The 22,374-nt window shown below is 73.5% G+C and carries 24 protein-coding genes; 13 read left to right on the forward strand and 11 right to left on the reverse strand.

What is annotated here, in order from left to right; genetic code table 11:
• Positions 1 to 61: 61 nt before the first annotated feature.
• Both ACFYO8_RS21680 and ACFYO8_RS21685 read right to left on the reverse strand, forming a co-directional pair.
• Complete coding sequence (locus ACFYO8_RS21680; protein WP_354873403.1) at positions 62 to 415, reverse strand: pyridoxamine 5'-phosphate oxidase family protein; 354 nt, start codon at positions 413 to 415, stop codon at positions 62 to 64.
• Positions 416 to 465: 50 nt separating this feature from the next.
• Positions 466 to 1,059: a pentapeptide repeat-containing protein gene (locus tag ACFYO8_RS21685; protein WP_354873401.1), complete on the reverse strand. Its 594-nt coding sequence runs from the start codon at positions 1,057 to 1,059 to the stop codon at positions 466 to 468.
• A gap of 55 nt (positions 1,060 to 1,114) precedes the next feature.
• On the opposite strand from ACFYO8_RS21685, the gene ACFYO8_RS21690 reads away from it, so the two are divergent.
• The gene (locus ACFYO8_RS21690; RefSeq protein ID WP_354873399.1) at positions 1,115 to 2,347 is read left to right on the forward strand and encodes a serine hydrolase domain-containing protein; all 1,233 of its coding nucleotides are present in this window, start codon (positions 1,115 to 1,117) and stop codon (positions 2,345 to 2,347) included.
• Positions 2,348 to 2,401: 54 nt separating this feature from the next.
• On the forward strand, positions 2,402 to 3,043 hold the full coding sequence (locus ACFYO8_RS21695) for an NAD(P)H-binding protein (RefSeq protein WP_354873397.1): 642 nt from the start codon (positions 2,402 to 2,404) through the stop codon (positions 3,041 to 3,043).
• Positions 3,044 to 3,059: 16 nt separating this feature from the next.
• On the opposite strand, the gene ACFYO8_RS21700 is transcribed toward ACFYO8_RS21695, so the two are convergent.
• Together ACFYO8_RS21700 and ACFYO8_RS21705 are read right to left on the reverse strand one after the other, a co-directional pair.
• A complete protein-coding gene (locus ACFYO8_RS21700) occupies positions 3,060 to 3,524 on the reverse strand; it encodes a PPOX class F420-dependent oxidoreductase (protein WP_104114630.1) in 465 nt (154 codons plus the stop codon).
• A 31-nt stretch (positions 3,525 to 3,555) separates the two neighbouring features.
• Positions 3,556 to 4,197 (reverse strand): DUF6642 family protein, encoded by a 642-nt coding sequence (locus ACFYO8_RS21705; RefSeq protein WP_354873395.1) that lies wholly within the window; start codon positions 4,195 to 4,197, stop codon positions 3,556 to 3,558.
• 256 nt (positions 4,198 to 4,453) lie between these two features.
• Between ACFYO8_RS21705 and ACFYO8_RS21710 the strand changes: the two genes are divergently transcribed.
• The gene (locus tag ACFYO8_RS21710; protein WP_355014924.1) at positions 4,454 to 5,233 is read left to right on the forward strand and encodes a D-Ala-D-Ala carboxypeptidase family metallohydrolase; all 780 of its coding nucleotides are present in this window, start codon (positions 4,454 to 4,456) and stop codon (positions 5,231 to 5,233) included.
• A gap of 253 nt (positions 5,234 to 5,486) precedes the next feature.
• On the opposite strand, the gene ACFYO8_RS21715 is transcribed toward ACFYO8_RS21710, so the two are convergent.
• The 3 genes from ACFYO8_RS21715 to ACFYO8_RS21725 all read right to left on the reverse strand — a co-directional run bounded on the left by ACFYO8_RS21715 (position 5,487) and on the right by ACFYO8_RS21725 (position 7,972).
• On the reverse strand, positions 5,487 to 5,957 hold the full coding sequence (locus ACFYO8_RS21715) for a hypothetical protein (protein WP_354873391.1): 471 nt from the start codon (positions 5,955 to 5,957) through the stop codon (positions 5,487 to 5,489).
• Positions 5,958 to 6,065: 108 nt separating this feature from the next.
• Entirely contained in the window at positions 6,066 to 6,737 is a 672-nt protein-coding gene (locus tag ACFYO8_RS21720) for a response regulator (protein WP_387187329.1), read from the reverse strand.
• Complete coding sequence (locus tag ACFYO8_RS21725; RefSeq protein WP_355014922.1) at positions 6,734 to 7,972, reverse strand: histidine kinase; 1,239 nt, start codon at positions 7,970 to 7,972, stop codon at positions 6,734 to 6,736. Before ACFYO8_RS21725 ends, ACFYO8_RS21720 begins: the two co-directional genes overlap by 4 nt.
• Positions 7,973 to 8,104: 132 nt before the next feature.
• Here ACFYO8_RS21725 and ACFYO8_RS21730 point away from each other — a divergent pair, with 132 nt between their 5' ends.
• Genes ACFYO8_RS21730 through ACFYO8_RS21740 form a run of 3 tightly spaced genes read left to right on the forward strand, consistent with a single transcriptional unit; the run spans position 8,105 to position 10,493 of the window.
• Positions 8,105 to 9,004 (forward strand): ATP-binding cassette domain-containing protein, encoded by a 900-nt coding sequence (locus ACFYO8_RS21730; protein ID WP_354873385.1) that lies wholly within the window; start codon positions 8,105 to 8,107, stop codon positions 9,002 to 9,004.
• Complete coding sequence (locus ACFYO8_RS21735) at positions 9,001 to 9,786, forward strand: ABC transporter permease (RefSeq protein WP_355014921.1); 786 nt, start codon at positions 9,001 to 9,003, stop codon at positions 9,784 to 9,786. Before ACFYO8_RS21730 ends, ACFYO8_RS21735 begins: the two co-directional genes overlap by 4 nt.
• A gap of 2 nt (positions 9,787 to 9,788) precedes the next feature.
• Positions 9,789 to 10,493, forward strand: coding sequence for a hypothetical protein (locus ACFYO8_RS21740; protein WP_354873381.1), 705 nt, complete (start codon positions 9,789 to 9,791; stop codon positions 10,491 to 10,493).
• An 83-nt stretch (positions 10,494 to 10,576) separates the two neighbouring features.
• On the opposite strand, the gene ACFYO8_RS21745 is transcribed toward ACFYO8_RS21740, so the two are convergent.
• Both ACFYO8_RS21745 and ACFYO8_RS21750 read right to left on the reverse strand, forming a co-directional pair.
• Positions 10,577 to 12,043 (reverse strand): serine hydrolase domain-containing protein, encoded by a 1,467-nt coding sequence (locus tag ACFYO8_RS21745; protein ID WP_355014920.1) that lies wholly within the window; start codon positions 12,041 to 12,043, stop codon positions 10,577 to 10,579.
• 32 nt (positions 12,044 to 12,075) lie between these two features.
• On the reverse strand, positions 12,076 to 12,588 hold the full coding sequence (locus tag ACFYO8_RS21750) for an ArsR family transcriptional regulator (RefSeq protein WP_354873377.1): 513 nt from the start codon (positions 12,586 to 12,588) through the stop codon (positions 12,076 to 12,078).
• 158 nt (positions 12,589 to 12,746) lie between these two features.
• Between ACFYO8_RS21750 and ACFYO8_RS21755 the strand changes: the two genes are divergently transcribed.
• Genes ACFYO8_RS21755 through ACFYO8_RS21765 form a run of 3 tightly spaced genes read left to right on the forward strand, consistent with a single transcriptional unit; the run spans position 12,747 to position 16,037 of the window.
• Entirely contained in the window at positions 12,747 to 13,568 is an 822-nt protein-coding gene (locus ACFYO8_RS21755; protein ID WP_354873375.1) for a CDP-alcohol phosphatidyltransferase family protein, read from the forward strand.
• The gene (locus ACFYO8_RS21760) at positions 13,565 to 15,268 is read left to right on the forward strand and encodes a sulfatase (protein ID WP_355014919.1); all 1,704 of its coding nucleotides are present in this window, start codon (positions 13,565 to 13,567) and stop codon (positions 15,266 to 15,268) included. The genes ACFYO8_RS21755 and ACFYO8_RS21760 overlap by 4 nt, the downstream gene beginning before the upstream one ends.
• Positions 15,269 to 15,281: 13 nt before the next feature.
• The gene (locus ACFYO8_RS21765) at positions 15,282 to 16,037 is read left to right on the forward strand and encodes an FkbM family methyltransferase (RefSeq protein ID WP_355096533.1); all 756 of its coding nucleotides are present in this window, start codon (positions 15,282 to 15,284) and stop codon (positions 16,035 to 16,037) included.
• Positions 16,038 to 16,046: 9 nt separating this feature from the next.
• Here ACFYO8_RS21765 and ACFYO8_RS21770 read toward each other — a convergent pair whose 3' ends face one another.
• Together ACFYO8_RS21770 and ACFYO8_RS21775 are read right to left on the reverse strand one after the other, a co-directional pair.
• Positions 16,047 to 17,048: an MBL fold metallo-hydrolase gene (locus ACFYO8_RS21770; RefSeq protein ID WP_355014918.1), complete on the reverse strand. Its 1,002-nt coding sequence runs from the start codon at positions 17,046 to 17,048 to the stop codon at positions 16,047 to 16,049.
• A 141-nt stretch (positions 17,049 to 17,189) separates the two neighbouring features.
• Complete coding sequence (locus tag ACFYO8_RS21775) at positions 17,190 to 18,071, reverse strand: serine hydrolase (RefSeq protein ID WP_355014917.1); 882 nt, start codon at positions 18,069 to 18,071, stop codon at positions 17,190 to 17,192.
• 38 nt (positions 18,072 to 18,109) lie between these two features.
• Between ACFYO8_RS21775 and ACFYO8_RS21780 the strand changes: the two genes are divergently transcribed.
• The 4 genes from ACFYO8_RS21780 (at position 18,110) to ACFYO8_RS21795 (ending at position 22,319) form a co-directional block, all read left to right on the forward strand.
• Positions 18,110 to 19,087, forward strand: coding sequence for a LysR substrate-binding domain-containing protein (locus ACFYO8_RS21780; protein WP_355047148.1), 978 nt, complete (start codon positions 18,110 to 18,112; stop codon positions 19,085 to 19,087).
• Positions 19,088 to 19,127: 40 nt separating this feature from the next.
• Positions 19,128 to 20,321, forward strand: coding sequence for an endonuclease (locus ACFYO8_RS21785; protein WP_354873366.1), 1,194 nt, complete (start codon positions 19,128 to 19,130; stop codon positions 20,319 to 20,321).
• 48 nt (positions 20,322 to 20,369) lie between these two features.
• Positions 20,370 to 21,224: an aldo/keto reductase gene (locus ACFYO8_RS21790; RefSeq protein WP_355095821.1), complete on the forward strand. Its 855-nt coding sequence runs from the start codon at positions 20,370 to 20,372 to the stop codon at positions 21,222 to 21,224.
• Positions 21,225 to 21,335: 111 nt separating this feature from the next.
• Positions 21,336 to 22,319, forward strand: a complete 984-nt coding sequence (locus tag ACFYO8_RS21795) for an aldo/keto reductase (RefSeq protein ID WP_355095817.1) — start codon at positions 21,336 to 21,338, stop codon at positions 22,317 to 22,319.
• Positions 22,320 to 22,374 lie beyond the last annotated feature (55 nt).

Below are 22,374 nucleotides of genomic sequence, written 5' to 3' on the forward strand. Positions count from 1 at the left end.
GGTCAGCTCTCTATCAGGAGGTGGTCGGGTGGGTCGCCTACTCGGGTGAGCACCACCTCGGTCAGCTCGATCCGGAAGCTGTGCGAGCCGTCCTCGGCGGGCGGCTCCTCGTGCGCCCGGCCGGCGATCTTCGCGTCCCCGTCCACGTGGACGGGTCGTCCGGCGGGGCGTCCTCGGTCGGGCTGTGCAGCGCCACCCGGGGGTCGCGGCGCAGGTCGAGCGCCTTGACCGCACCGGCCATGCTGCCCAGTCGCAGCTGCCCGTCGTCACCGAACTCGAACTCGGTACCGCTGATCCGCGGCGAGCCGTCCCGCCGCACTGTCGCCATCGTGCCGTGCTTGCGAACCGCGAAGCGGGCGCGCACCCGCGCCGCGAACTCGGGTTCGGCCGCCACCAGATCGGACCACCATGTCATGCGCCCGAGTCTGTCCGGAAACCTGACAACCCGCGGCGTCTTCCGACGGCTCAGCCCACCTGGAAACCGAGCGCCTGGGCCAGCAGCACCGCCTGCTCGGCGTCGATCCGCGCGCCGGAACGCTGCACCGCCGTCGGGTCGAGCGCGGACAGGTCGCTGCCGCGCAGGTCGGCGCGGATCAGCTTGGCGGCGTGCAACTGGGCGCCGGAGAGGTCCACGCCGGTCAGAGTCGCGCCGGTGAGGTCGGCGCCGGTCAGGTCGACCTCCCGCATCCGCACGTCGGTGATCCGCGCCCCGCGCAGGTCGGCGCCGGCGAGCGTGACGAAGGACCAGTCACCCCGGTCGACCCGCAGCGGACGCAGGTCGCAGCGGTCGAACGTGCTGCCGACCAGCTTGCAGCCGGTGAACTCGGCCTCGAAGAGGTTGCACTTGGTGAACGAGCACCTGGTGAACGCCGAGTCGGTGTGCCGGGAGGAGTTGAACGCCACGTTGCCGAACACGCAGTCGGTGAAGACCGCGCCCCGGCTGACCGCCTCGGTCAGGTCGACGTGGAAGAACTCGCACCGCACGAAGTGCCGGTCGGCCAGCTCCTCGGCGTACCAGTCCTCCTGGCGGTAGGTGACGTCCTCGACCTGCTCCGGCATGCCCCCGACCCTAGTGACACTTCCCGGCCGGGGAGCCTGCGGGTAGGTTCGCGTCGTGAGCGTCACCGTGAGCACCGACCCCGGCCGCGTCGGTTTCGATCCCGCCCGGCTGACGCGGATCGACGAGCACTTCGCCGGGTACGTCGACGACGGCCGGCTCGCCGGCTGGCAGATCGTGGTCACCCGCCGGGGCGAGGTCGCCCACTCCTCGACGTACGGGCTGCGGGACCGGGAGGCCGGTACGCCGGTCGAGCCGGACACGCTGTGGCGCATCTACTCGATGACCAAGCCGATCACCTCGGTCGCCGCGATGATGCTCTGGGAGGAGGGCCGGTTCGAGCTGAACGACCCGGTCAGCCGCTGGCTGCCGGAGTTCGCCGACGCGCGCGTCTACGACCGTGGTTCGGTGCTCAAGCCGTACACGGTGCCGGCGACCGAGCCGATCCGGATCTGGCACCTGCTCACCCACACCGCCGGCCTGACGTACGGTTTCGCCCGGGTCTCGGTGGTCGACGGCCTGTACCGGGCGGCCGGCTTCGACCTGGGCGTGCCGCCGGGTGCGGACCTGGCCGCGGCCGCGGCCGGGCTGGCCCGGCTGCCGCTGCTGTTCGAGCCCGGCACGAGCTGGAACTACGGCGTCTCCACCGATGTGCTGGGCCGCCTGGTCGAGATGGTGTCCGGGCAGTCGCTGGACGCGTTCTTCGCCGACCGGATCCTGGGCCCGCTGGGCATGACCGACACCCGCTGGTGGGTGGACGCGGCGGACACGAAGCGCCTCGCCGCCCTCTACAGCCCGCACCCGGCCACCGGTCAGGCGGTACGCGCCGACGGGATAGGCCGGGCCGCGCTGGCGGAGCCGGCCTGGCACTCCGGTGGGGGCGGGCTGGTCTCCACGGCGGCCGACTACCACCGCTTCACCCAGTTCCTGCTGCGCGGCGGTGAGCTGGACGGGGTGCGCCTGCTCGGGCCCCGCACGGTGCGCTTCATGACCCGCAACCACCTGCCGGGCGACCGGGACCTGGCCTCGTTCTCGCCGGAGGGCTTCGCCGAGACGGTCCTCGACGGGATCGGCTTCGGGCTGGGCTTCGCGGTCGTGCTGGACCCGGTGCCGGCGCGGGTGCCCAGCAGCGTCGGCGAGTTCTACTGGGGCGGTCTGGCCAGCACCGCCTTCTGGGTGGACCCGGTGGAGCAGATCACCGCGCTGCTGTTCACCCAGTTGATGCCGTCGAGCACCTACCCGCTGCGCAGCCAGTTGCGCCAGCTCGTCTACTCGGCGATCGTCGACTGAGCCGGTTCGGCGGAACTCCCGCCGCCCGCCGGTGGGCTGCCTAGCCTGTGAGGCATGAGCGACATCGTCGTGTTCGGCGCCGGCGGGACGGCGGGCTCGCGGATCGCGGCCGAGGCGGTCGAGCGGGGGCACCGGGTGACAGCGGCGGTGCGGCGTCCGGAGGCGGTCGGCTATCTACCACCCGGCGTACGCACGGTGACCGGCGACGCCACCTCGGCGCGGAGCGTACGCGAACTGGCCGAGGATGCGGACGTGCTGGTCGTGGCCATCGGCGGTGGCGAGCGGGAGCTGTGGCGCGACGCCGCGCGGACGCTGGTCGGCACGCTGCGTGAGCTGCCCGATCCGCCCCGGGTGATCCACGTCGGCGGCGGCTCGACGCTGCTCACGCCCAAGGGCACCCGCTACCTGGACGAGCCGGACTTCCCGGAGGAGTACCGGGACTCGGCGCACGGCCAGGCCGACGCGCTGGAGTTCTACCGGTCCAGCGCGGACGGGGTGACCTGGACGTACGTCTCCCCGCCGCCGCTGGAGTTCCACCCGGGCGAGCGGACCGGGCACTACCGCACCGGCACCGACCAGCCGGTGACCGACGCGCAGGGCCGGTCGGTGCTCACCTACGAGGACCTGGCGGTGGCGATCGTCGACGAGATCGAGAGTCCCCGGTTCGGCAACGCCCGGTTCACCGTCGCGTACTGATCCGGCGCGTACCGGCTCAGTCGGCCAGCCGGGCCGGGAAGCCGCCGGTGGCGATCGGACCCCAGGACTCGATCGTGACCCGGATCAGCGACTTGCCCTGCGCGACCATCGCCGACCGGTACTCGTCCCAGTCCGGGTGCTCGCCGGAGATGCTGCGGAAGTACTCGACGAGCGGCTCCAGCGCCTCGGGCAGGTCGAGCACCTCGGCCACGCCGTCGACCTGCACCCACGGGCCGTTCCAGTCGTCGGAGAGCACGCACGCGGACACGCGCGGGTCGCGGCGGATGTTCGTCACCTTGGCCCGCTCCGGATAGGTGGAGATCACCAGCCGGCCCTCGGCGTCCACCCCGCAGGCCACCGGGGAGGACTGCGGGCGGCCGTCGGAGCGCGTGGTCATCAGCACGACGTGGTGCCGGGGGCGGAGGAACTCGATCAGGGCGTCCCGGTCGACCCGGGTGTTCTTCGCGATGCTACGTGCCATGCCTCGGTTCTACCAGCCGGGTCGACGGTTCTCAGCGCGGACGGCCGGCGGCTCGCTGTGCGGTGACCTGTTCCGGCACGCGTGGGCGGGCCGCCGGCCGCCACGCGCGGCCGTTGGCGTAGATGACCCGGAAACCGAGGTACGCGGCGAGCGGCGCCCAGTGCGCCGAACGCATCCGCATCTCCGCGGCGTTGTGCCGCTGCCCGTTCGCGAGCACGTCGAGCAGCACTGTCTCGAAGGCGGCCGACTCGACCCAGTCCACCTCGCGGGTGAAGCCGCAGATCAGGGCCGCGCCGGTGACGTCGAGGAACTCGCGCAGCGTGGCGTCGGAGGCGCGCAGCACCGAGCAGCTGCCGAAGTAGAGGCGCCGGCCCTCGCAGCGGCCGGCCATCCGCTCGGCCACGTCCGACAGCTCGACCGAGTCCCAGTCGGTGAGGCAGAGCCGGCTCGGCTCGCCGTGCATGGCGAAGAAGCCCACCCGGTGGTCCGCGTACTGCTTGAGCAGCCAGCGGTCGAGGAAGTAGAACAACTCGTCGCGGGTGGCCGCGTCCTTGTGGATGTAGCGGATCCGGCCGAGCCGTTCGAGCAGGTCGAGCGTGGGCAGGACGGATCCTCGTTCGTTGAGGTCGCGGTGCCACTGCCCCTCGACGCAGAACACGCCGCCTCGCGCCACGCCCACCTCCCCGCCCGTCGAGGTCGCCGCCCGGGTCCGGGAGCAGACGTTACCGCTCTCCTCCGGCAGGCGACACCTGGCGGCGGGTTCGCAAACGGGCACTATTCACAGCTGATACTCAGCAACCGCCTGATGTGAGAACAATTTCGGCTAATCACCACGAAGATTCCTCGCACCTGTCACGGTGAGAGAGACGGGACGTACCGGTCGATGTGCCCGTCGAACCCCAGTTCCGCTCTGACATCGGGAGGACTCTGTGCGCGTCAACACCCTGAAGCGGGCGGCGGTCGCGTTCGCGCTGGCCCTGCCCGGGGCCGCCGTGTCGACCGTCGTGGCCGCGCCACCGGCCCACGCCGACGGCTGCTACACCTGGAACCGGACCCTGTCACAGGGGCGCTCCGGCTCCGATGTGCGGCAGCTCCAGATCCGGGTGGCCGGCTGGGCCGGGTACGCCGGCATCGTCCGGGTCGACGGCATCTACGGCCCGGAGACGGCCGCCGCGGTCAAGCGCTTCCAGGCCGCGTACGGGCTGCGCGCCGACGGTGTGGCCGGGCCGCAGACGTTCGCCAAGATCTACGGCCTGCAGAAGGACAGCGACTGCACGCCGCAGCACTTCAGCTACGCCGAACTGGACAACGGCTGCGGCAAGGGCGGATGGGCCGGCGGCCCGCTCTCGTCGGCGGCCACCAAGGAGAACGCGCTGCGCACCATGTGGAAGCTGGAGGCGCTGCGGCGCAGCCTCGGCGACAAGCCGCTCTACGTGACCAGCGGGTTCCGCAGCATCGCCTGCAACCGGCAGGTCGGTGGCGCCGCGGAGAGCCAGCACCTCTACGGCAACGCGGCCGACCTGATCGCCAAGCACCGCAACCTCTGCGAGATCGCCCGATCGGCCCGCGACCAGGGCTTCAGCGGCATCTACGGGCCCGGCTACCCGGACCACGACGACCACACGCACGTGGACTCGCGGCGGGAGAACAACCGGGACAAGGTGGCGAACACCAGGGACTGGTCCGCCCCGGACTGCGGCGTCGAGTGACGCGGTGACGGCGGCCCGGCACGGGGGTGGGGGCTCCCCGGCCGGGCCGCCGTCGGCATGCTCCGGCGCGATCGACGCCACTCCGCGACGGGGCGTGGACGCGACCGGAACGGGACGCCGGGCGTCACCTCACCCGGACCGGCGGGCCTGGGTGGGCCCGCCCGGGGCCGGGCGAGGGCTCGGCGTCAGCTCGCCCGGGACCAGGCGAGGGCTTGAGGGTCAGCTCGCCCGGGACCGGGCGAGGGCTCGGGGGTCAGCTCGCCCTGGGCCAGCGGGGGCGGGCGGCGGGTGCGGGCCGCCCGGCGACGGGCCGCATCCCGGGCCGCACCGGCGGCGCGGCGACCCGAGGGACCGGACCGCGGGCCGCCTGGGCCGCGGCGGCCGGGCGGGCGACCTGCCCCGGGGCCGGACGCGCGCCGGACCGACCGGTCAGCACGAACGGGAAGGGCACGTGCACGAACGGGTTGCCGTGCCGGATCAGCGCGTCGATCTGCCGGTCGTTGAGACCGTGTGTCTCCAGCACACGCCGGCCCCAGCGATGCAACCGGCAGGGAAAAGACGACCCGTCGTTGCGGCACTTCGGCCCCGCGGGCCACTCCTCGGCGGCGTGCACCACCACCGCCCGGACCGCGAGGCGGACGTCCTCGGGGGTCAAGGGCGCCGGGACCGGCACCTCGCCCAGGATCTGGTCGATGGGATCCGTCGACTGCTCACCAACTCGCACGGCAGGCCTCCCGCAGTTCGGCAGCGGTGCGGCGGAACGGCCGCACCACATCCTCGACCACTGGTACGGCCGGGAAACGGCAGCAGTTCAATCCCGCCACGCGGCGAGTCAGACCAGGCCGGCGTCCTGGACCAGCAGGGCCACCTGCACGCGGTTGTTCAGGTCGAGCTTCGTCAGCAGACGCGACACGTACGCCTTCACCGTCGCCACGCTCATGAACAGCTCGGCGGAGATCTCCGCGTTGGTCCGGCCCCGGCCGAGCAGCACCGCGACCTCCCGCTCCCGCTCGGAGAGCCCGTCGAGCAGCCGTACCGCCCGCTCCCGTTTCGGATCCGGACCGCGCGCCGGCGCGGTGCCGGTGACGTGCGCGATGAGTTTGCGGGTCACCGCCGGGGACAGCGTCGCCTCCCCCGCCGCGACCCGGCGTACCGCCGCCACGATGTCGGCCGGCGGGGTGTCCTTGAGCAGGAAACCGCTCGCCCCGGCGCGCAGCGCACGCAGCACCTGCTCGTCGGCGTCGAAGGTGGTGAGCACCAGCACCTCGGGCGGCTCGGCGGTGGCGCGCAGCGCCTCGGTGGCGGCCAGCCCGTCGACCCGGGGCATGCGGATGTCCATCAGCACCACGTCCGGGGCGTACGCGGCGACGGCGTCGGGCACCTCGGCGCCGTCGGTGGCCTCGCCGACCACAGTCAGGTCGGGCACCCCGCCGAGGATCATCGACAGCGCGCCGCGGACCAGTGGGTCGTCGTCGACGATCAGCACCCGTACCGGGGCGCTCACTGAGCCGCCGCCCAGGGCAGCCACGCGGTCAGCCGGAACGTGCTGTCGGCGTCCCGCCCGTGCTCCAGGCGGCCACCGGCGAGCGTGACCCGTTCGGCGATCCCGACCAGCCCGGTGCCGGTGCCCGGGATGGCGGTCGCGGGCGCACCGACGGGCCACGGGTTGACGATCTCCACCGCCAGCCCCTCCCCCGGGCCGCCGGCCAGCCGGACCGTCACCACCGCCCCGGGCGCGTGCTTGCGGGCGTTCGTCAGCCCCTCCTGCACGATCCGGTAGGCGCTGCGCCCGATCGCCGCGGGCACCGCCTCCTGCTCGATCACCTCGTCGACCACGGTGACCCGTACCCCGGCGTCGCGGCTCTCCGCGACGAGCGCCGGCACGTCGGCAAGCGTGGGCTGCGGCCGTTCCGGCGTGGCCTCGGAGCCGACATCGGCCCGCAGCACGCCGATCACCTCGCGCAGGTCCTGGAGCGCGGCGTGCGCGCTGGCCCGGATCACGCCGGCCGCCCGGGCGACCTCGTCCGGCGGCGCGTCCGGCCGGAACTCCAGCGCGCCCGCGTGCAGGCTGAGCAGGGAGATCCGGTGGGCGAGCACGTCGTGCATCTCCCGGGCGATCCGGCCGCGTTCGAGTTGCCGGGCCTGGTCGAGCCGGAGTTGCTGCTCGGCCTCGGCCCGTTCGGCGCGGTCCCGCAGGGACAGCACCAGTTGGCGTCGGGCCCGGACGAACAGCGCCCACGCCACCACCACGCCGATGCACAGCGCGGTCCAGACCACGGAGGCCCAGAACGGCATGGTCGGGTCGGGCCGGACGGCGAGGTAGACCGGCAGGACCAGCAGGTTCCAGCCCACCACGGCCAGACCCACCGGCAGCGGCCGGTGCACCAGCACCGTGAACGTGATGACCAGCAGCGCCAGGCCGGCGGTGACCGAGAAGAGTGCCAGCGGCGCGGTCGCCACCGCGAGCCCGACCGGCCAGCGCCGGCGCAGCCACAGCGCACCGCTGATGAGGAAGCCGATCCGCAGGTCGAACTCCACCAGCCAGGCCGGGCCGGTGTTGAGTCCGAACTCCGGGGTGGCGCTGGTGACGTCGCCGTGCGCGAGGAGCACCCAGAGCAGCGCCGCCACGAAGAGCAGGCCGTCGACGAGCCAGTCCCGCGGGGTTCGCCGGGCGGCCCGGGCGGGCACCAGGGAGCCCGGCAGGAGCCAGGGATGATCGGGTACGGCGGCGCTGGTCACCCGTCCATGCTAGGAAGCCGTCCGGACCGGCTACCAGCTACCAAAGTCGACGTCTGCGGTGAACCGAGGTCGACGGTGACGGCGACCGCCGGCCGCAGCGCGTGACCGGGTGGCCCCGGCAGGCTCGACGGCATGATCGAAGTCGACCAACTCACCAAGCGGTACGGCCCGCACACCGCCGTCGCGGATGTCACGTTTCGGTGTGAACCTGGCTCGGTGACCGGTTTCCTGGGTCCGAACGGCGCCGGGAAGTCCACCACGATGCGGATGATCTGCGGGATGACGCCGCCCACCTCGGGTGACGCGACTGTCGCCGGCCGCCCGTACCGCGACCTGCCCAATCCGGGGCGGGAGATCGGCGTGCTGCTCGACGCGTCGGCCCAGCACGCCGGACGCTCCGGGCGGGAGACGCTCACGCTCGCCGCCCGCACCATGGGCGTGGACCGGGAGCGGGTGGCGGCGGCACTCGACCGGGTCGGGCTGAACGACACCGCGGCCCGGCGCCGCGTCGGCGCGTACTCCCTGGGGATGCGGCAGCGGCTCGGCCTGGCGCTGGCGCTGCTGGGCGACCCCCGGGTCCTGATCCTGGACGAGCCGGCCAACGGCCTCGACCCGGAGGGGATCTTCTGGATGCGCGGCCTGCTGCGCGACTTCGCCGACCGGGGCGGCACTGTGCTGCTCTCCTCGCACCTGCTGCGGGAGGTGGAGGCGGTGGCCGACCGGCTGGTGGTGATCGGCGGCGGCCGGGTGGTCGCCCAGGGCGGCAAGGACGAGCTGCTCGCCGGCGCCGGCACGCTGGTGCGCGCCCGAGACCCGCAGGCGCTGCGCCTCACGCTGGACCGGGCCGCGCTGCCCGCGTCCCCCGGCACCGACGGCGGCCTCGTCGTCCGGGCCGAGCCGGGCGAGGTCGGTCAGGCCGCGGCGGACGCCGGACTGGTCCTCACCGAGCTGCGCCCGGCCGGCAGCGGCGGCCTGGAACAACTCTTCCTCACCCTCACCGCCGGCGCGTCGACCAAGGAGGCCGTCCGATGACCACCACAGCCGTTCCGACCGCCCCGCCGCGGCACGACCCGGCCGTCGCGGGGCCCTCGCCGGCCCGGCTGACCGGCGTGGAGCTGCGCAAGCTGGCCGACACCCGGGCCGGACGCTGGCTGCTGATCACGATCGGGCTGGTCGCCGCGGTGATCGTGGTGGTGCAACTGTTCGTCCTCGACGCGCCGGAACAGACGTTCACCGCCTTCTTCACCCCGTCGCTGCTGCCGGCCGGCCTGCTGCTGCCGGTGCTCGGCATCCTCTCCATCACCGGCGAGTGGTCGCAGCGCACCGCGCTCACCACGTTCGCGCTGGTGCCACGCCGGGAGCGGGTGATCGTCGCCAAACTCGCCGCGGTGGTGCTCGCCGCACTCGCCTCGGTTCTCGTCAGCCTGGCCGTCGCCGCCGTCGGCACGCTCGCCGCCCGCGCCACCGGCGGAGCGGGGGCCTGGACGTTCGACTGGCAGCTGCTGCCCCACGCGGCCGTGTTCCAGGTGGTGAACGTGCTGATGGGCGCCGGTTTCGGCCTGCTGCTGCTGAACACGCCGCTGGCGATCGTCACCTACCTGCTGCTGCCCACCGTGTGGAGCCTGCTGTCCGCGATGATCTCCAGGCTGCGTGAGCCGGCCCGCTGGCTGGACACCTCGCGCACGATGGAGCCGCTGCTCGGCGCCGAGATGACCGGCGGGCAGTGGGGCCGGCTCGGCGTCTCGCTCGCCGTCTGGGTGCTCCTGCCGCTGGCCGTCGGCCTGGCCCGCACGCTACGCCGGGAGGTGTCGTGACAATGGCGGCCCGGGGAATCGGCGAGGACGTCGTGGTCGACGGCGGACGCGGCGAGCTGGTGTTCATGTGGGTGGGATTCCCACTGCTCGGGGCCGGGCTCGGTGCCGGCCTGACGGCGCTGTCCGGCTGGATCGCCGGGCTGCCCTGGTTCCCGTTCCAGGGCTTGTTCGAGCTGTTCGCCGGCTGGCCGGACGAGCGGGCGTACCCGGTCGGGGCCGGGGTGGGCCTGCTCGGCGGCCTGTTCGTGGCGCTGGTGGCGGTCCGCGAGCGGCTGACCGTCACGGTCGGGCACCGGACGGTACGGCTGCACCGCGACGGGCACGGCCGGGACGTGGCCCGCGCCGACGTGGCGGGGGTGTTCGTCGACGGTGAGGCGCTGGTGCTGCTCGACACCGCCGGTGGCGAGCTGGCCCGGGAGAAGTCCGACCTGGACGCCGAGCGGTTGCGCGCGGCGTTCACCCGGCAGGGCTGGCCGTGGACCGGGCAGGACCCGCACCGGGACGCGTACCGGAGGTGGGTCGAGGGGCTGCCCGACCTGCCGCCGGGCGCGGACGCCCTGCTGCGCGCCCGGCAGCGGGCGCTCGACGGCGGCCACGACGCCGAGACCCGGGAGCTGCACGGGGAGCTGGCCCGGCTCGGCGTGGTGGTCCGCGACGAGGGCAAACGGCAGTACTGGCGGCTGGTCCCCGGACCGCCGGCGCGGTGACGGCCTCCCGCCGCGCTGCGATCTTCGAACCGAGGATTTTGCGTTCGGCCATGGCGGGTGCGGCTCGTCGGACGGCGGCGGCCTCAGGCGGCGATCACCACCACGGCAAGCGCGGCGAAGGCGGCGGACAGCGCCGCGCCGGTCCAGCGTTGCCACGGCGGCGCCCCGGCCACCAGCGGCAACCCGCGCCACCGCTGGACGGCGGGCACCACCGCGGCTCCGGCAAGCGCGGCGCCGAGCGGCCAGATCCAGCCCGGCACCACCGACCAGTCGCCGAGCCGGTGGCCGAGGCCCAGGGAGACCACCGCCCAGGTCGCGTCGGAGAGCACCGTCACCCGGTCCTGTCCGCCCCGCGCGGTGCTCCACAGCGACAGCCCGCCGAGGAACGTGAACGCCAGCGCGAGCGCGGCGCCGATCCATCCGTCCAGGCCGGTCGACTCGTCCGCCGCGTCGCCCCGGACGTCGAGCAGCCGCAGGCCGATCGGATCCACGTCGCGCGTGGTGTTGCCGAGCACCACCACGCCCCGGCCGGCGGCCCGGTCGAAGCCCAGATACGCCCGGAAGCCGCCGGTTCCCCCGTTGTGCCAGACGATCTCCCGGTCGCCGTGGCGGCTGGTGAACCAGCCGTACCCGATCCGGCGGTCGTCCCCGGCGTCGAAGCGGGGCGTGGCGGCGTCGGCGCCGGGGGCCGTGCCGGCGAGCATCGCGGCGGTGAGCCGGGCCAGGTCCTCGGCCGTGGACCAGATCCCGACGCCGGCCGGGGCGTAGCCCGCGCCCAGCCACGGGTCGGCGGACCGGCCGGCGGCGGTGGCGCCCTCGGCCCGCCGGGGCGGCAGGTGCCCGGCGTCGGTGGCGGCCAGGGTGCCGGTCATGCCCAGTGGACTCAGCACGTCCCGCCGGACCAGTTCCGGGTAGCCGACGCCGGCCCGGGCCGCCAGCGCCTGGCCGAGCAGCGCCGCGCCGAAGTTCGAGTAGGAGACGGTGCCCCGGTCGCCGCCCGGCTCGGTGCTCCCGGCGGCGGCGACGACCCGGTCCACGTCGTAGCCGGCGTACGCGTTCCCGGCCGTGGACGCCGCCCACCACGTGCGGACCATCGCGCCGGCGGAGCCGAGTGCCAGCCGGGGCAGCCCGGCCCGATGACTGGCCAGTTCGGCGAGGGTTACCTCACCGGCCGGACCGGTCACGCCGGGCAGGACGGCGGCCAACCGGTCGTCGGGACCGACCGCGCCGGCCGCCACCTGCCGGGCCAGAAGCATGCCGGTGAGCGGCTTGGCGATCGAGCCGATCTCGAACGGGGTGCCCGGTTCGACGACCGGCCCGCCGCGAGCCCGCTCGCCGAGGCCCGCCACGCGGATCCGGTCGCCCTCGATCACGGCCACCGCCAGACCGCGCAGCCCTTCGGGATCGTCGACGGCGGCACGGACGGTAGCGGCCAGGTCCGCGTCGCCGGTCTGCTGCGGGCCCAGTTGCGGGGGCTCCGGCTTCAGGACCGCCGCCACGGCCGCCGCGGCGAGGCCGGCGGCGACGGTGAGAACGATCGGGGTACGCATGGTGTTGCCTTCCGTCGGGGTGGGTGGCCGGGTCAGCGGCGGGCGGCGGTGAGGATGGCCAGCAGCGGCACCACCCGCTCGGGCGGTATGTCGTAGCGCCCGCGTGCGCCGCTGCGCAGCCAGCCGGCGGCGGCGAGGTGCCGCAGGTGGTGGTGGAGCTGGCCGGTGGTGCCGATCCCGTCCAGGTCGGCCAGTTCGGCGGTGCCGTGCCGCCCGCCGAGGATCTCCCGCAGCAGGCGCAGCCGCACCGGATGCGCCAGCGCCGTGAGCGTGCCGGCCAGTGTCGTCCAGTCGTCGTCGAGCAGGTCGTCGACGGTGGCGCCGTACTGCCAGTCGTAGTTGCGGTCCCCGGTGCGGACGGTGCCGGTGTAGAGGACCGCGCCCGCGCCGTCGGCGGGAACCCGCTGCTTCAGGCCGCCCAGCGCCCAGAAGACGTCCGCCGGCACGACCTCGCTGTTCGCTTCGCCGGCTTCGGCATCCCGCTCGCCGGCCAGCCGGGCCACCTGGGCCTCCAGGGCCGCCAGCCGTTCCTCCACGCTTGCCACGACCGCTACGGTACGGAAGTACGTACTTACGTGCAAGCAAACAAACGAGCGGAGCCGCCGATGGCGCGACTACTCATGGCGCGTTTCCGGTATCAGAACGAACCGTTCGGGCATGTTCTCCGTACACAGGTGTGGTACGTGACGTCTACCTCGGAGGCATGGTGTCCGCACTTCGAACTGATCCATTCGCGGGGGCGATTCTCCAGGTCGGCGTACTCGCGGCCCTGGCCGGCACGGTCGGCCTGAGCGCGTACGGCTGGCTGGCCGGTCTGCTCTTCGGGGTGGTGATGGTCGCGGCACTCGGCTACGGGCTGCGCCGCTCGGGTGCGGACCGGCTCGGGCCGGCCGACTGGGTGACGCTCACCAGGGCGACGCTCACCGGTGGCGTCGCCGCGTTGGCAGTCGACTCGTTCCGCGGCCCGATCGCGGTCCCGCTCCTGGTCGCGCTGGCAGCCGTGGCACTCTCCCTCGACTGGGTCGACGGGCAGGTGGCCCGGCGTACCGGCACGACCAGCGCGCTGGGCGCCCGGTTCGACATGGAGGTCGACTCCTTCCTCGTCCTCGTCCTCTGCGGGTACGTCGCCGGCCAGGTGGGCGCCGGGGTGCTGGTGATCGGCGCGATGCGGTACGCCTTCGTCGCCGCCGGCTGGGTGCTGCCGTGGATGCGCGGCTCGCTGCCGCCGCGCTACTGGCGCAAGGTGGTCGCCGCCGCGCAGGGCATCGCGCTGGCGGTGGTCGCGGCGGGCGTACTGCCCCGGCCACTGGCGGTGGCGGTGCTTCTCGGCGCGCTCGCGATGCTCGTCGAGTCGTTCGGCCGCGACGTCGCCTGGTTGTGGCGGCACCGCGTACCGTCGCGGCGGCGCCCGGCGGCGCTCCCGGCCGCGCCGGTCTCCCCCGCACCGGCGGGCCACCGGCCCGAGTGGGCGCCGGGCGTGCGGATCGCGCGGCAGCCCGCCGAGGCCGGCGGGCGACGCCGGTGAGCGACCTGTCCTCCCGGGCGGACGACGACGACACCCGGCACGGCACCGCAACCGACCGCATCACGACCGACGACACCGCGGCCCCCGGCCAGCAGCGTGCCGGGCGGCTGGTCGCCGCGACGGTCACCGCGCTGGCCGCCGCGCTCGTCCTGGTGGCGCTCGTCGCGCCGAGCGACGTCAACCGGTTCAGTCCCGGCGCGTTCCTGCGCATCCCGGTGGAAGGGCTGGTCGCCGTCGCCCTGTTGCTGGTTCTGCCGGCACGTCCGCGCCGGGTGGCGGCCACGATTCTCGGTGTGCTGCTCGGCCTGGTCCTCGTCCTCAAGGTCACCGACCTCGGGTTCTCGCTGGTGCTGGACCGCTCCTTCGACCTGATCGCCGACTGGACGTTCCTCGGCGCGGGTGCGGAGTTCCTCTCCGAGTCGTACGGTCGCGCCGCCGAGGTGGGCGCGGTGGCGCTCGCGGTGGTCGCGGTGCTCGCCGTACCGCTGCTGGTGACACTGTCGGTGCGGCGGCTGACCCGGGTCGTGGCCGCGAACCGGATGGTGACCGCGCGCGCGGCCACCGCGTTCGCCGCGGCCTGGGTGGTCTGCGCCGTGCTCGGCGCCCAGATCGTGCCCGGCGTCCCGGTCGCCGCCGACACGGTGGCGGCCGGCCTCTACGACCGGGCCCGGCAGGTACGGGCAGGCCTCAACGACCAGGAGAGGCTCAACACGCAGCTCGCCGGCGACCCGTTCCAGAACGTGCCGGGCGAGCAGTTGCTGACCGCGTTGCGCGGCAAGGACGTGCTGTTCACGTTCGTGGAGAGCTACGGCCGGGTCGCGCTGGAGGACCCGGACCTCGCGCCGGAGGTGGACGCCGTCCTGGACGAGGGGACCCGGCAGTTGCGCGCGGCCGGCTACGGCAGCCGCAGCGCGTTCCTCACCTCGTCCACCACGGGCGGCGGGAGCTGGCTCGCGCACGCCACGCTGATGAGCGGCATCCGGGCGGACAACCAGTTGCGCTACACCAACCTGGTCCGCAGCGACCACCTGACCCTCAACGGCGCGTTCAAGCGCGCCGGCTGGCGCACCACGCTGGTCATGCCGGCGCTCACCCGGGCCTGGCCGGAGGCCGAGTTCTTCTGCCCCGACCAGGTGTACGGCGTGAAGGAGCTCGGCTACCGGGGACCGCTGTTCAGCTTCTCCTCCCCGCCGGACCAGTACACGCTGTCGACGTTCCAGCGCCGGGAACGCGGACCGGGGCACGCACCGGTGATGGCCGAGATCCCGCTGCTGTCCAGCCACATCCCGTGGACGCCGGTACCGCCGCTGGTCGACTGGGACGACGTCGGCGACGGCTCGGTCTACAAGGGGTCGGCGCGCGCCGACCGCTCCGCGGAGGGCACCCGGGAGGCGTACCGGCAGGCGGTGGTCTACACGCTGCGCACGCTCATCTCCTACGTGCAGCGGTACGGCGACGAGAACCTGGTGCTGGTGTTCCTCGGCGACCACCAGCCGGCCCGGGCGGTGACCGGCGAGGGCGCCGGCAAGGACGTGCCGATCACGATCGTGGCGAAGGACCCGGCCGTGCTCGACCGCATCGCCGGGTGGGACTGGCAGGACGGCCTCAACCCCGACCCGCGGGCGCCGGTCTGGCCGATGGAGTCGTTCCGCGACCGGTTCCTGCACGCGTTCGGACCGAAGTCCACCAACCACAGTTAGGGATGTCGTGACGATGCTCGCGCGGGCCTGGGGGATCACCCGTTCCCTGGCCGTCTACCACGGTCAGCCGGCCAAGCACCGGCGTGCCCGGCAGCTCTACGGGCAGTTCCTCTCCCCCGGCGACCTCGCCTTCGACATCGGCGCCCACGTCGGCGGCCGGGTGCGCACCTGGCGGCGGCTGGGCGCGCGCGTGGTGGCGGTCGAGCCACAGCCGGACTGCCTGCGGGTGCTGCGCCTGGGCTTCGGCCGGGACGCCGACGTGGTCATCGAGCCGACGGCCGTCGGCGCCCGGTCCGGCAGCGCGCGGCTGGAGCTGTCGAGCGCGACGCCGACGGTGTCCACCATGTCGTCGTCCTGGATCGAGTCGGTCACCGCCGATCCGAGCTTCGCCGGGGTCCGCTGGGACCGGTCGATCGAGGTGCCGGTGGTGACGCTGGACGACCTGATCGAGCGGCACGGCGTACCGGCGTTCTGCAAGGTCGACGTCGAGGGCTTCGAGGTCGACGTGCTGGCCGGGCTGAGTCGTCCGGTGCGCGGGCTGTCCTTCGAGTACCTGCCGCCCGCGCACGACTCCGCGCTGGCCGCGCTGGAGCTGGTGGAACGGCTGGGCGCGGCCGCCGGCGGCTACCGCTACAACTACTCGCCGGTGGAGACCATGCGGTTCGCCGGTGACCGGTGGCTGGACGCGGCCGAGCTGGTACGGCTGCTGCAGACGTACCGCCCGGCCGGTCGCTCGGGCGACGTCTACGCTCGGCTGGCGGCCTCCTGAGCGGCGCCGTCAGAACCGGTACGCGGTGTGGTACTCGGGCACCAGCACGCGGCTGCGCGGCGAGACCCGGCGCACCTCGGCGACGAGGGCGTCGAGGCGTTCCCGGTCACCGTCGGCGACGGTCGGCGGGTTGGTCAGCGGCGTCTCGAAGTTGTCCCAGTGCACCGGCACCACGACCTTCGGACGGCCCAGCGCGGCCATCAGCCGGGGCACGTAGTCGGCGGTCGCCGTGGTGGCGGCGGAGGCGACCATCGCGACGTCCGGGGCGAGCCCGCTCAGCTTGCGCTCGTCGAAGTCGCTGGCGCCCATGAAGAACACGGACGGGCCGCCGTCGATCCGGATCTGGTACGCCAGCGTGTCCCCCTCGGGCAGGTCGGCGATCGTCTCCGGACGGGGCGGCGGGGTGAGCCGTACTCCGGGGAAGGCCATCGACCAGGTGGGATTCCGGCTGTGCAGCGAGCCGACCACCTCCACCGTGTACCCGTCGAAGTCGAGCACCTCCCCGCCCTTGACCGGGGCCAGCTGCCCGGCCGGCAGCCCGTACGCAAGACCGAGGTGATACGCGGTGAGCGTGCCGAAGACCCGGGCACCGGTCCGGGCGGCGATGTGCGGCACGTCGTTGACGTGGTCCCAGTGGGTGTGCGTGACGAGGATGTTCTCCGCCCGGTCGGCGAGCCGGTCGACCACGTCGGCGGCCACTGTCAGCCGGGTGTCGGGGTTGAACGCCTTCCGGAACAGACCCGTGTCGTACCGGCTCAGGTACGGGTCGACGAGCACCGTCCGGTCCCCGATGTCGATGCGCCAGCCGGAGGTGCCCCACCAGCGGAAACTCACCGCGCCGCCGCGTCGCGTACCGCCGGCGGCGCGGCTCGGCGCGGCGACGGGGCCCGGCCCGGCGGCTCCCGCCGGGGTGCCGGCGACGAGTCCGGCGGTGGTGACGGCGGCGGCGCCGACGGCGGTGTCGCGTAGAAGTCGTCGGCGGGCGTAGCCGGACGGCCGGTTCTCGGGCATGTGTCGTCCTCCCCGTTCGGGATCGGTGATCGGTAGGCCCAGCCCACCACCCGACCGACGGCGATGTCCAAGATCGACGAGCGCAACGACCGATATCCGGACCGATATCACCGCAGCTCAGCACCGATGCGCCGACCTGGATCAGCGCAACGACTCGACGGCGGTGCGGGCCGCCTCCCCCATCGCCAGGTCCACGTCGATCCGGCGGGCGGCCAGCCGTTCGGTGCGTACCGCCACCGCGATCGCATACCTACGACCGTCGGGGTACTCCGCGACGCCGGCTTCGAGGTGCAGTCCCGGCAGAGTGCCGGTCTTCCCGGCGACCCGAACCCCGGGTGGGAAGCCGGCGGCTAGCCGGGTCCAGAAGAGTTGCCGTGCCATCAGCTCCCGGACCATGGCGCACGCGGGCACCGGGCCGGCCTCGTCCCGCCACACCAGACGGAGCAGCCGGGTCAGCTCGCGGGCGGTGCTGGAGCTGGTGTGCTCGGGGTCGAAGACCCGCATCGCGCGGATCCGTTCGGGCGACAGCGTGGGGAAGATCCGCGCGAAGTCCGCCTCGGTGCGTGCGCCCACGTCGGAGAGCATCGTCTCGGCGAGTTGCCGGGGGCCGCCGACGATCCGGGTGCGCGGCAGGTCCAGCTCCGCGGCCAGCATCGGCAGCACGTCCGCGCCGACCCGGCGCAGCAGAAGGTCGGCCGCCGTGTTGTCACTCACCGACATGGCCAGATAAGCGAGGTCACGCAGGGAGATCTCGACGTCGTCGGCGCAGCCGGCCACACCCCAGCCGCCGAGCCGGTCGGCGGGACCGACCACCACCCGTTCGGTCGGGTCGAGCTGCCCGGCGGCGGCCTGCCGGGCGAACTCCAGCACCAGCATGATCTTGAAGATGGACGCGATGACGATCTGCTCGTCGGCGCGCAACGCCACTTCACCGCCGGCCGGGTCGTCCACGTCCACGACGTGCAGGCAACCCCGCAACCCGGCCCGTCCGAAGATCTCCGCGACCTGCTCCCCCGCATCCACGCCGACACGGTAACCAGCGACGACGCTAGGGTGCCCGGATGGATCTGCTGCGGCACCTGCGGCATTTCGTGGTGGTCGCCCGGGAACTGCACTTCGGCCGGGCCGCCGAGACGCTGGGCATGGCGCAGCCACCGCTGAGCCAGTCGATCCAGCGGTTGGAACGGGAGCTTGGCGTCACCCTGTTCGACAGGTCGCAGCGCCAGGTCGGCCTCACCACCGCCGGCCAGTTGCTGCTCGGTGAGGCCGACGAACTGCTGGCCGGTGAGCGCCGGCTGCGTCACCTCGCCGAGCGGGTTCGGCGGGGCGCGCTCGGGGTGCTGCGCGCCGGCGTACCCCCGGAGACCCCGGCCGTGACGTTGCGCGCACTGCTCGACGCGCTCGCGGCCCGCGCGCCCGGGCTCGCCCTCGACCTGCACGAACTGACGAGCGCCGAGCAGCACCGGAGGCTTGCGGACGGACGGCTGGACGTCGGCCTGCTGCACCATCCGGTCGACGGGGCCGGGCTGCGCTTCGGCGAGCCGGTGGACGTGCCGGTGGGTGTGCTGCTGCCCCGGGCCTCTCCGCTGGCCCGGCCGCGGGAGATCGCGCTCGCCGATCTGGCCGGCATGGATCTGGTCACCGCGCCGCCGGCCACCGCGCCCGGCTGGCACGAGCATCTGCTGGCCGTGTGCCGGCAGCACGGTTTCACCCCGGCCCGGGTCCGCCCCGCGCGCAACCCGGAGTTCCTGTTCGGTCTGCTCCTGGCCGGCGGCGCGGTGGCCGTCGAGCCCGCCGCGCTGGCCCGCCGGGAACCACGAATCGCCTGGCGACTGATCGCCGGCGCGCCGCTGGTCCGGCGGATCTCCGCGGCCTGGCCGATCCGGGCGGCGCACCCGGCCGCGCCGATGTTCGGCCACCTCGCCACCGAGACGCTCGCCGCCCCCGACGAACAGGGCGAGCCGGCGCTCCTCGCCCCGGCGACCCGGCCCTGGCCGGTGCTGTTCGAGGCCGGCCGGGACGAAAAGTTGGCCCGGTGACCTCCCGCAGTTCACCGCATTCCGGCTAACATCGCTGATCATGAATATGAAGCGCGTCACCCGCTCACGACCCGGGCGGTTGATCGCGGCGGTCGTGCTCGCCGTCGCGGTCGCGATCCCGCTCGGCGTGACCGGCGCCGCGTCGGCCGCGACGACCCTGACCGTGGCGCAGGCGCTCGCCGTCCAGGACGGCCGGACCGCCACCGTCACCGGCTACGTCATCGGCCAGCCCACCGCCACCAACACGGTGCTCACCTCCGGCTTCACCGCGGACACCGCGATCGCGCTCGCCGACCAGGCCGGCGAGACCGGCACCGGCCGGATGCTGTACGTGCAGGTGACGGCCGCCTGGCGGAGCACCTTCGGGCTGCTCACCAACCCGTCGCTGCGCGGGCGGCAGGTGACCGCGACCGGCGCGCTCACCGCGTACTTCAGCCACGGCGGGCTGAAGAACCCGACCGCGATGAGCCTCGGCGGCGGCGCCACGCCGAGCCCGACCCCGAGCCCCACGGCGAGCCAGACGCCGACGCCGAGCCCGACCGGCACGACCGACGCCTACTACGCGGGCGCGGCCGGCCGGACCGGTCCGGCGTTGCGCACCGCGCTGCACGGCATCATCAAGGTGCAGACCAAGCTCAGCTACGACCAGGTGTGGGACGCGCTCAAGGACACCGATCAGGACCCGGCCAACCCGGCCAACGTGATCCTGCTCTACAGCGGACGGTCGCAGAGCAAGAGCACAAACGGCGGCGGCGTGAACGACTGGAACCGGGAGCACGTCTGGGCCAAGTCGCACGGCGACTTCGGCACCGCCACCGGCCCCGGCACCGACGTGCACCACCTGCGCCCGGAGGACGTGTCGGTCAACTCGTTGCGCGGCAACAAGGACTTCGACGCCGGCGGCGGCACGGTGGCCGAGGCGCCCGGCTGCTACACCGACGCCGACTCGTTCGAGCCGCGCGACGCGGTGAAGGGCGACGTGGCCCGCATGATCCTCTACATGGCGGTCCGGTACGAGGGCGACGACGGCTGGCCGGACCTGGAACCGAACGACTCGGTCTCGAACGGCTCCGCGCCCCGGCTCGGACGGCTGTCGAAGCTGCTGGCCTGGAACGACCAGGATCCGCCGGACGCCTTCGAGCAGCGCCGCAACCAGCGCATATACGAGCGCTGGCAGGGCAACCGGAACCCGTTCGTCGATCACCCGGAGTGGGCGCGGGCGATCTGGGCCTGACACTCGTCCCCGATGTGAGGAAGCGTGGCGATCGGGTAGATGACTCTCATGGCCCCGAACAACATTCCGGACATCGCACTCAACGACGGAAACACCATCCCGCAGCTCGGCTTCGGCGTGTTCCAGATCGAGCCGAAGGACACCGCCCGGGCCGTCGGCACCGCGCTGGACGTCGGCTACCGGCACATCGACACCGCCCAGATGTACGGCAACGAGGCCGAGGTGGGCCAGGCGCTGCGCGCCTCCGGGCTGGACCGGGGCGAGGTCTTCGTCACCAGCAAGCTGAACAACGGCTTCCACCGCCCGGACGACGCCCGCAAGGCGTTCGAGCAGTCGCTGCGGGAGCTGAAGTTCGACTACCTCGACCTGTTCCTGATCCACTGGCCGCTGCCCACCCGCTACGACGGCGACTTCGTCTCCACCTGGAAGGTGCTGGAGGAGCTGCGCGACGCGGGCACGGTCCGCTCGATCGGCGTGTCCAACTTCCAGGTCGCGCACCTGGAGCGGCTGGCCGCCGAGGCGGACGTGGTGCCTGCGGTCAACCAGATCGAGGCGCACCCCTACCTCGGCAACGAGGAGGTGCGGGCGTACGACAAGGCGCACGGCATCCTCACCGAGGCGTGGTCGCCGATCGCGCAGGGCAAGGTGCTCGACGATCCGACAGTCGTCGACGTGGCCGAGCAGGTCGGCCGGACCCCGGCCCAGGTGGTGCTGCGCTGGCACGTGCAGCGCGGCGACATCGTCTTCCCGAAGTCGACCACCCCGAAGCGGATCGAGGAGAACTTCGCGATCTTCGACTTCACGCTCGACGACGCCGCGATGGAGCGGCTCACCTCGCTGGACCGGGGCGAGGCCGGCCGGACGGGCCCGAACCCGGACGAGTTCGACTACATCCCGAACTGAGCAGTCACACACGGCGGAAGGGCCCCGGGAGACCGGGGCCCTTCCGCTTGTTGACTTCGCGCGCACTCGAAGGGGCAGGGTGACCGGCAAAGCTCCGACGGGGAGGAAGACATGCGCTACCGCACCATCGGCACGGACCCGGCCACCCGCCGTGAGGTCAGTGTGCTCAGTCTCGGCGCGATGCTGTTCGGCACCGCCACCGACGAGGCCACCTCGTTCGCCATCCTCGACCGGTACGTCGAGGCGGGCGGCACCTTCATCGACACCTCGGACAACTACGCCTTCTGGCAGAACGGGGGCCAGGGTGGCGAGAGCGAGGAGCTGCTCGGCCGCTGGCGGCGCAGCCGCGGGATCGGCGGCGAGGTGGTCATCGCCACGAAGCTGGGTGCCCGGCCGCTCGCGCCGGGCACCAGCTATGTCGACAACCCGGAAGGGCTGTCGGCGAAGGTGATCCGCGAGTCCGCCGAGCGCAGCCGGGAGCGGCTCGGCGTCGAGCGGATCGACCTGCTCTACGCCCACATCGAGGACCGGACGATCCCGATGCGCGAGACCGTGGAGGGCTTCGCCGAGCTGGTCGGCGAGGGCACGGTCGGGTTGCTGGGCGCGAGCAACCACCGCGTCTGGCGGGTCGAGCGGGCCCGCGCCCTGGCCGCCGCGGCCGGCCTGCCCGGGTACGAGGTGCTCCAGTACCACCGCAGCTACCTCCCCCGGCGCCTGGACGTGCCGAGCGAGCTGGATCCGGACGGCGACGTCGGCTGGGTCGGCCCCGACCTGCTCAGCTACCTGCGTACGGAGCCGCAGCTCACGCTGGTCGCGTACTCGCCGCTGCTGAAGGGCGCGTACGTCCGGCCGGAGCGGCTCGGCGAGGAGTACGTGACCCCCGCCACCCCGGCCCGGCTGGCGGCGCTTCGGGCGGTCGCCGCCGAGACCGGCGCCACGGTCAACCAGGTGGTGCTGGCCTGGCTGATGGGCGGGGACCAGCCGTCGATCCCACTCGTCGGCTTCTCCTCGGTGGCGCAGTTGGAGGAGAGCCTGGCCGCTGTCGACCTGGAGCTGACCGCCGAGCAGCGGACCCGGCTGGACTCGGCACGCTGACCGGCGCCTGGCCGGGTGGCCGCCACGCCACCCGGCCCGTGCCGCTCAACCGGCT

Source organism: Micromonospora sp. NPDC005257 (genome assembly GCF_042872445.1).
Classification (GTDB): Bacteria; Actinomycetota; Actinomycetes; order Mycobacteriales; family Micromonosporaceae; genus Micromonospora.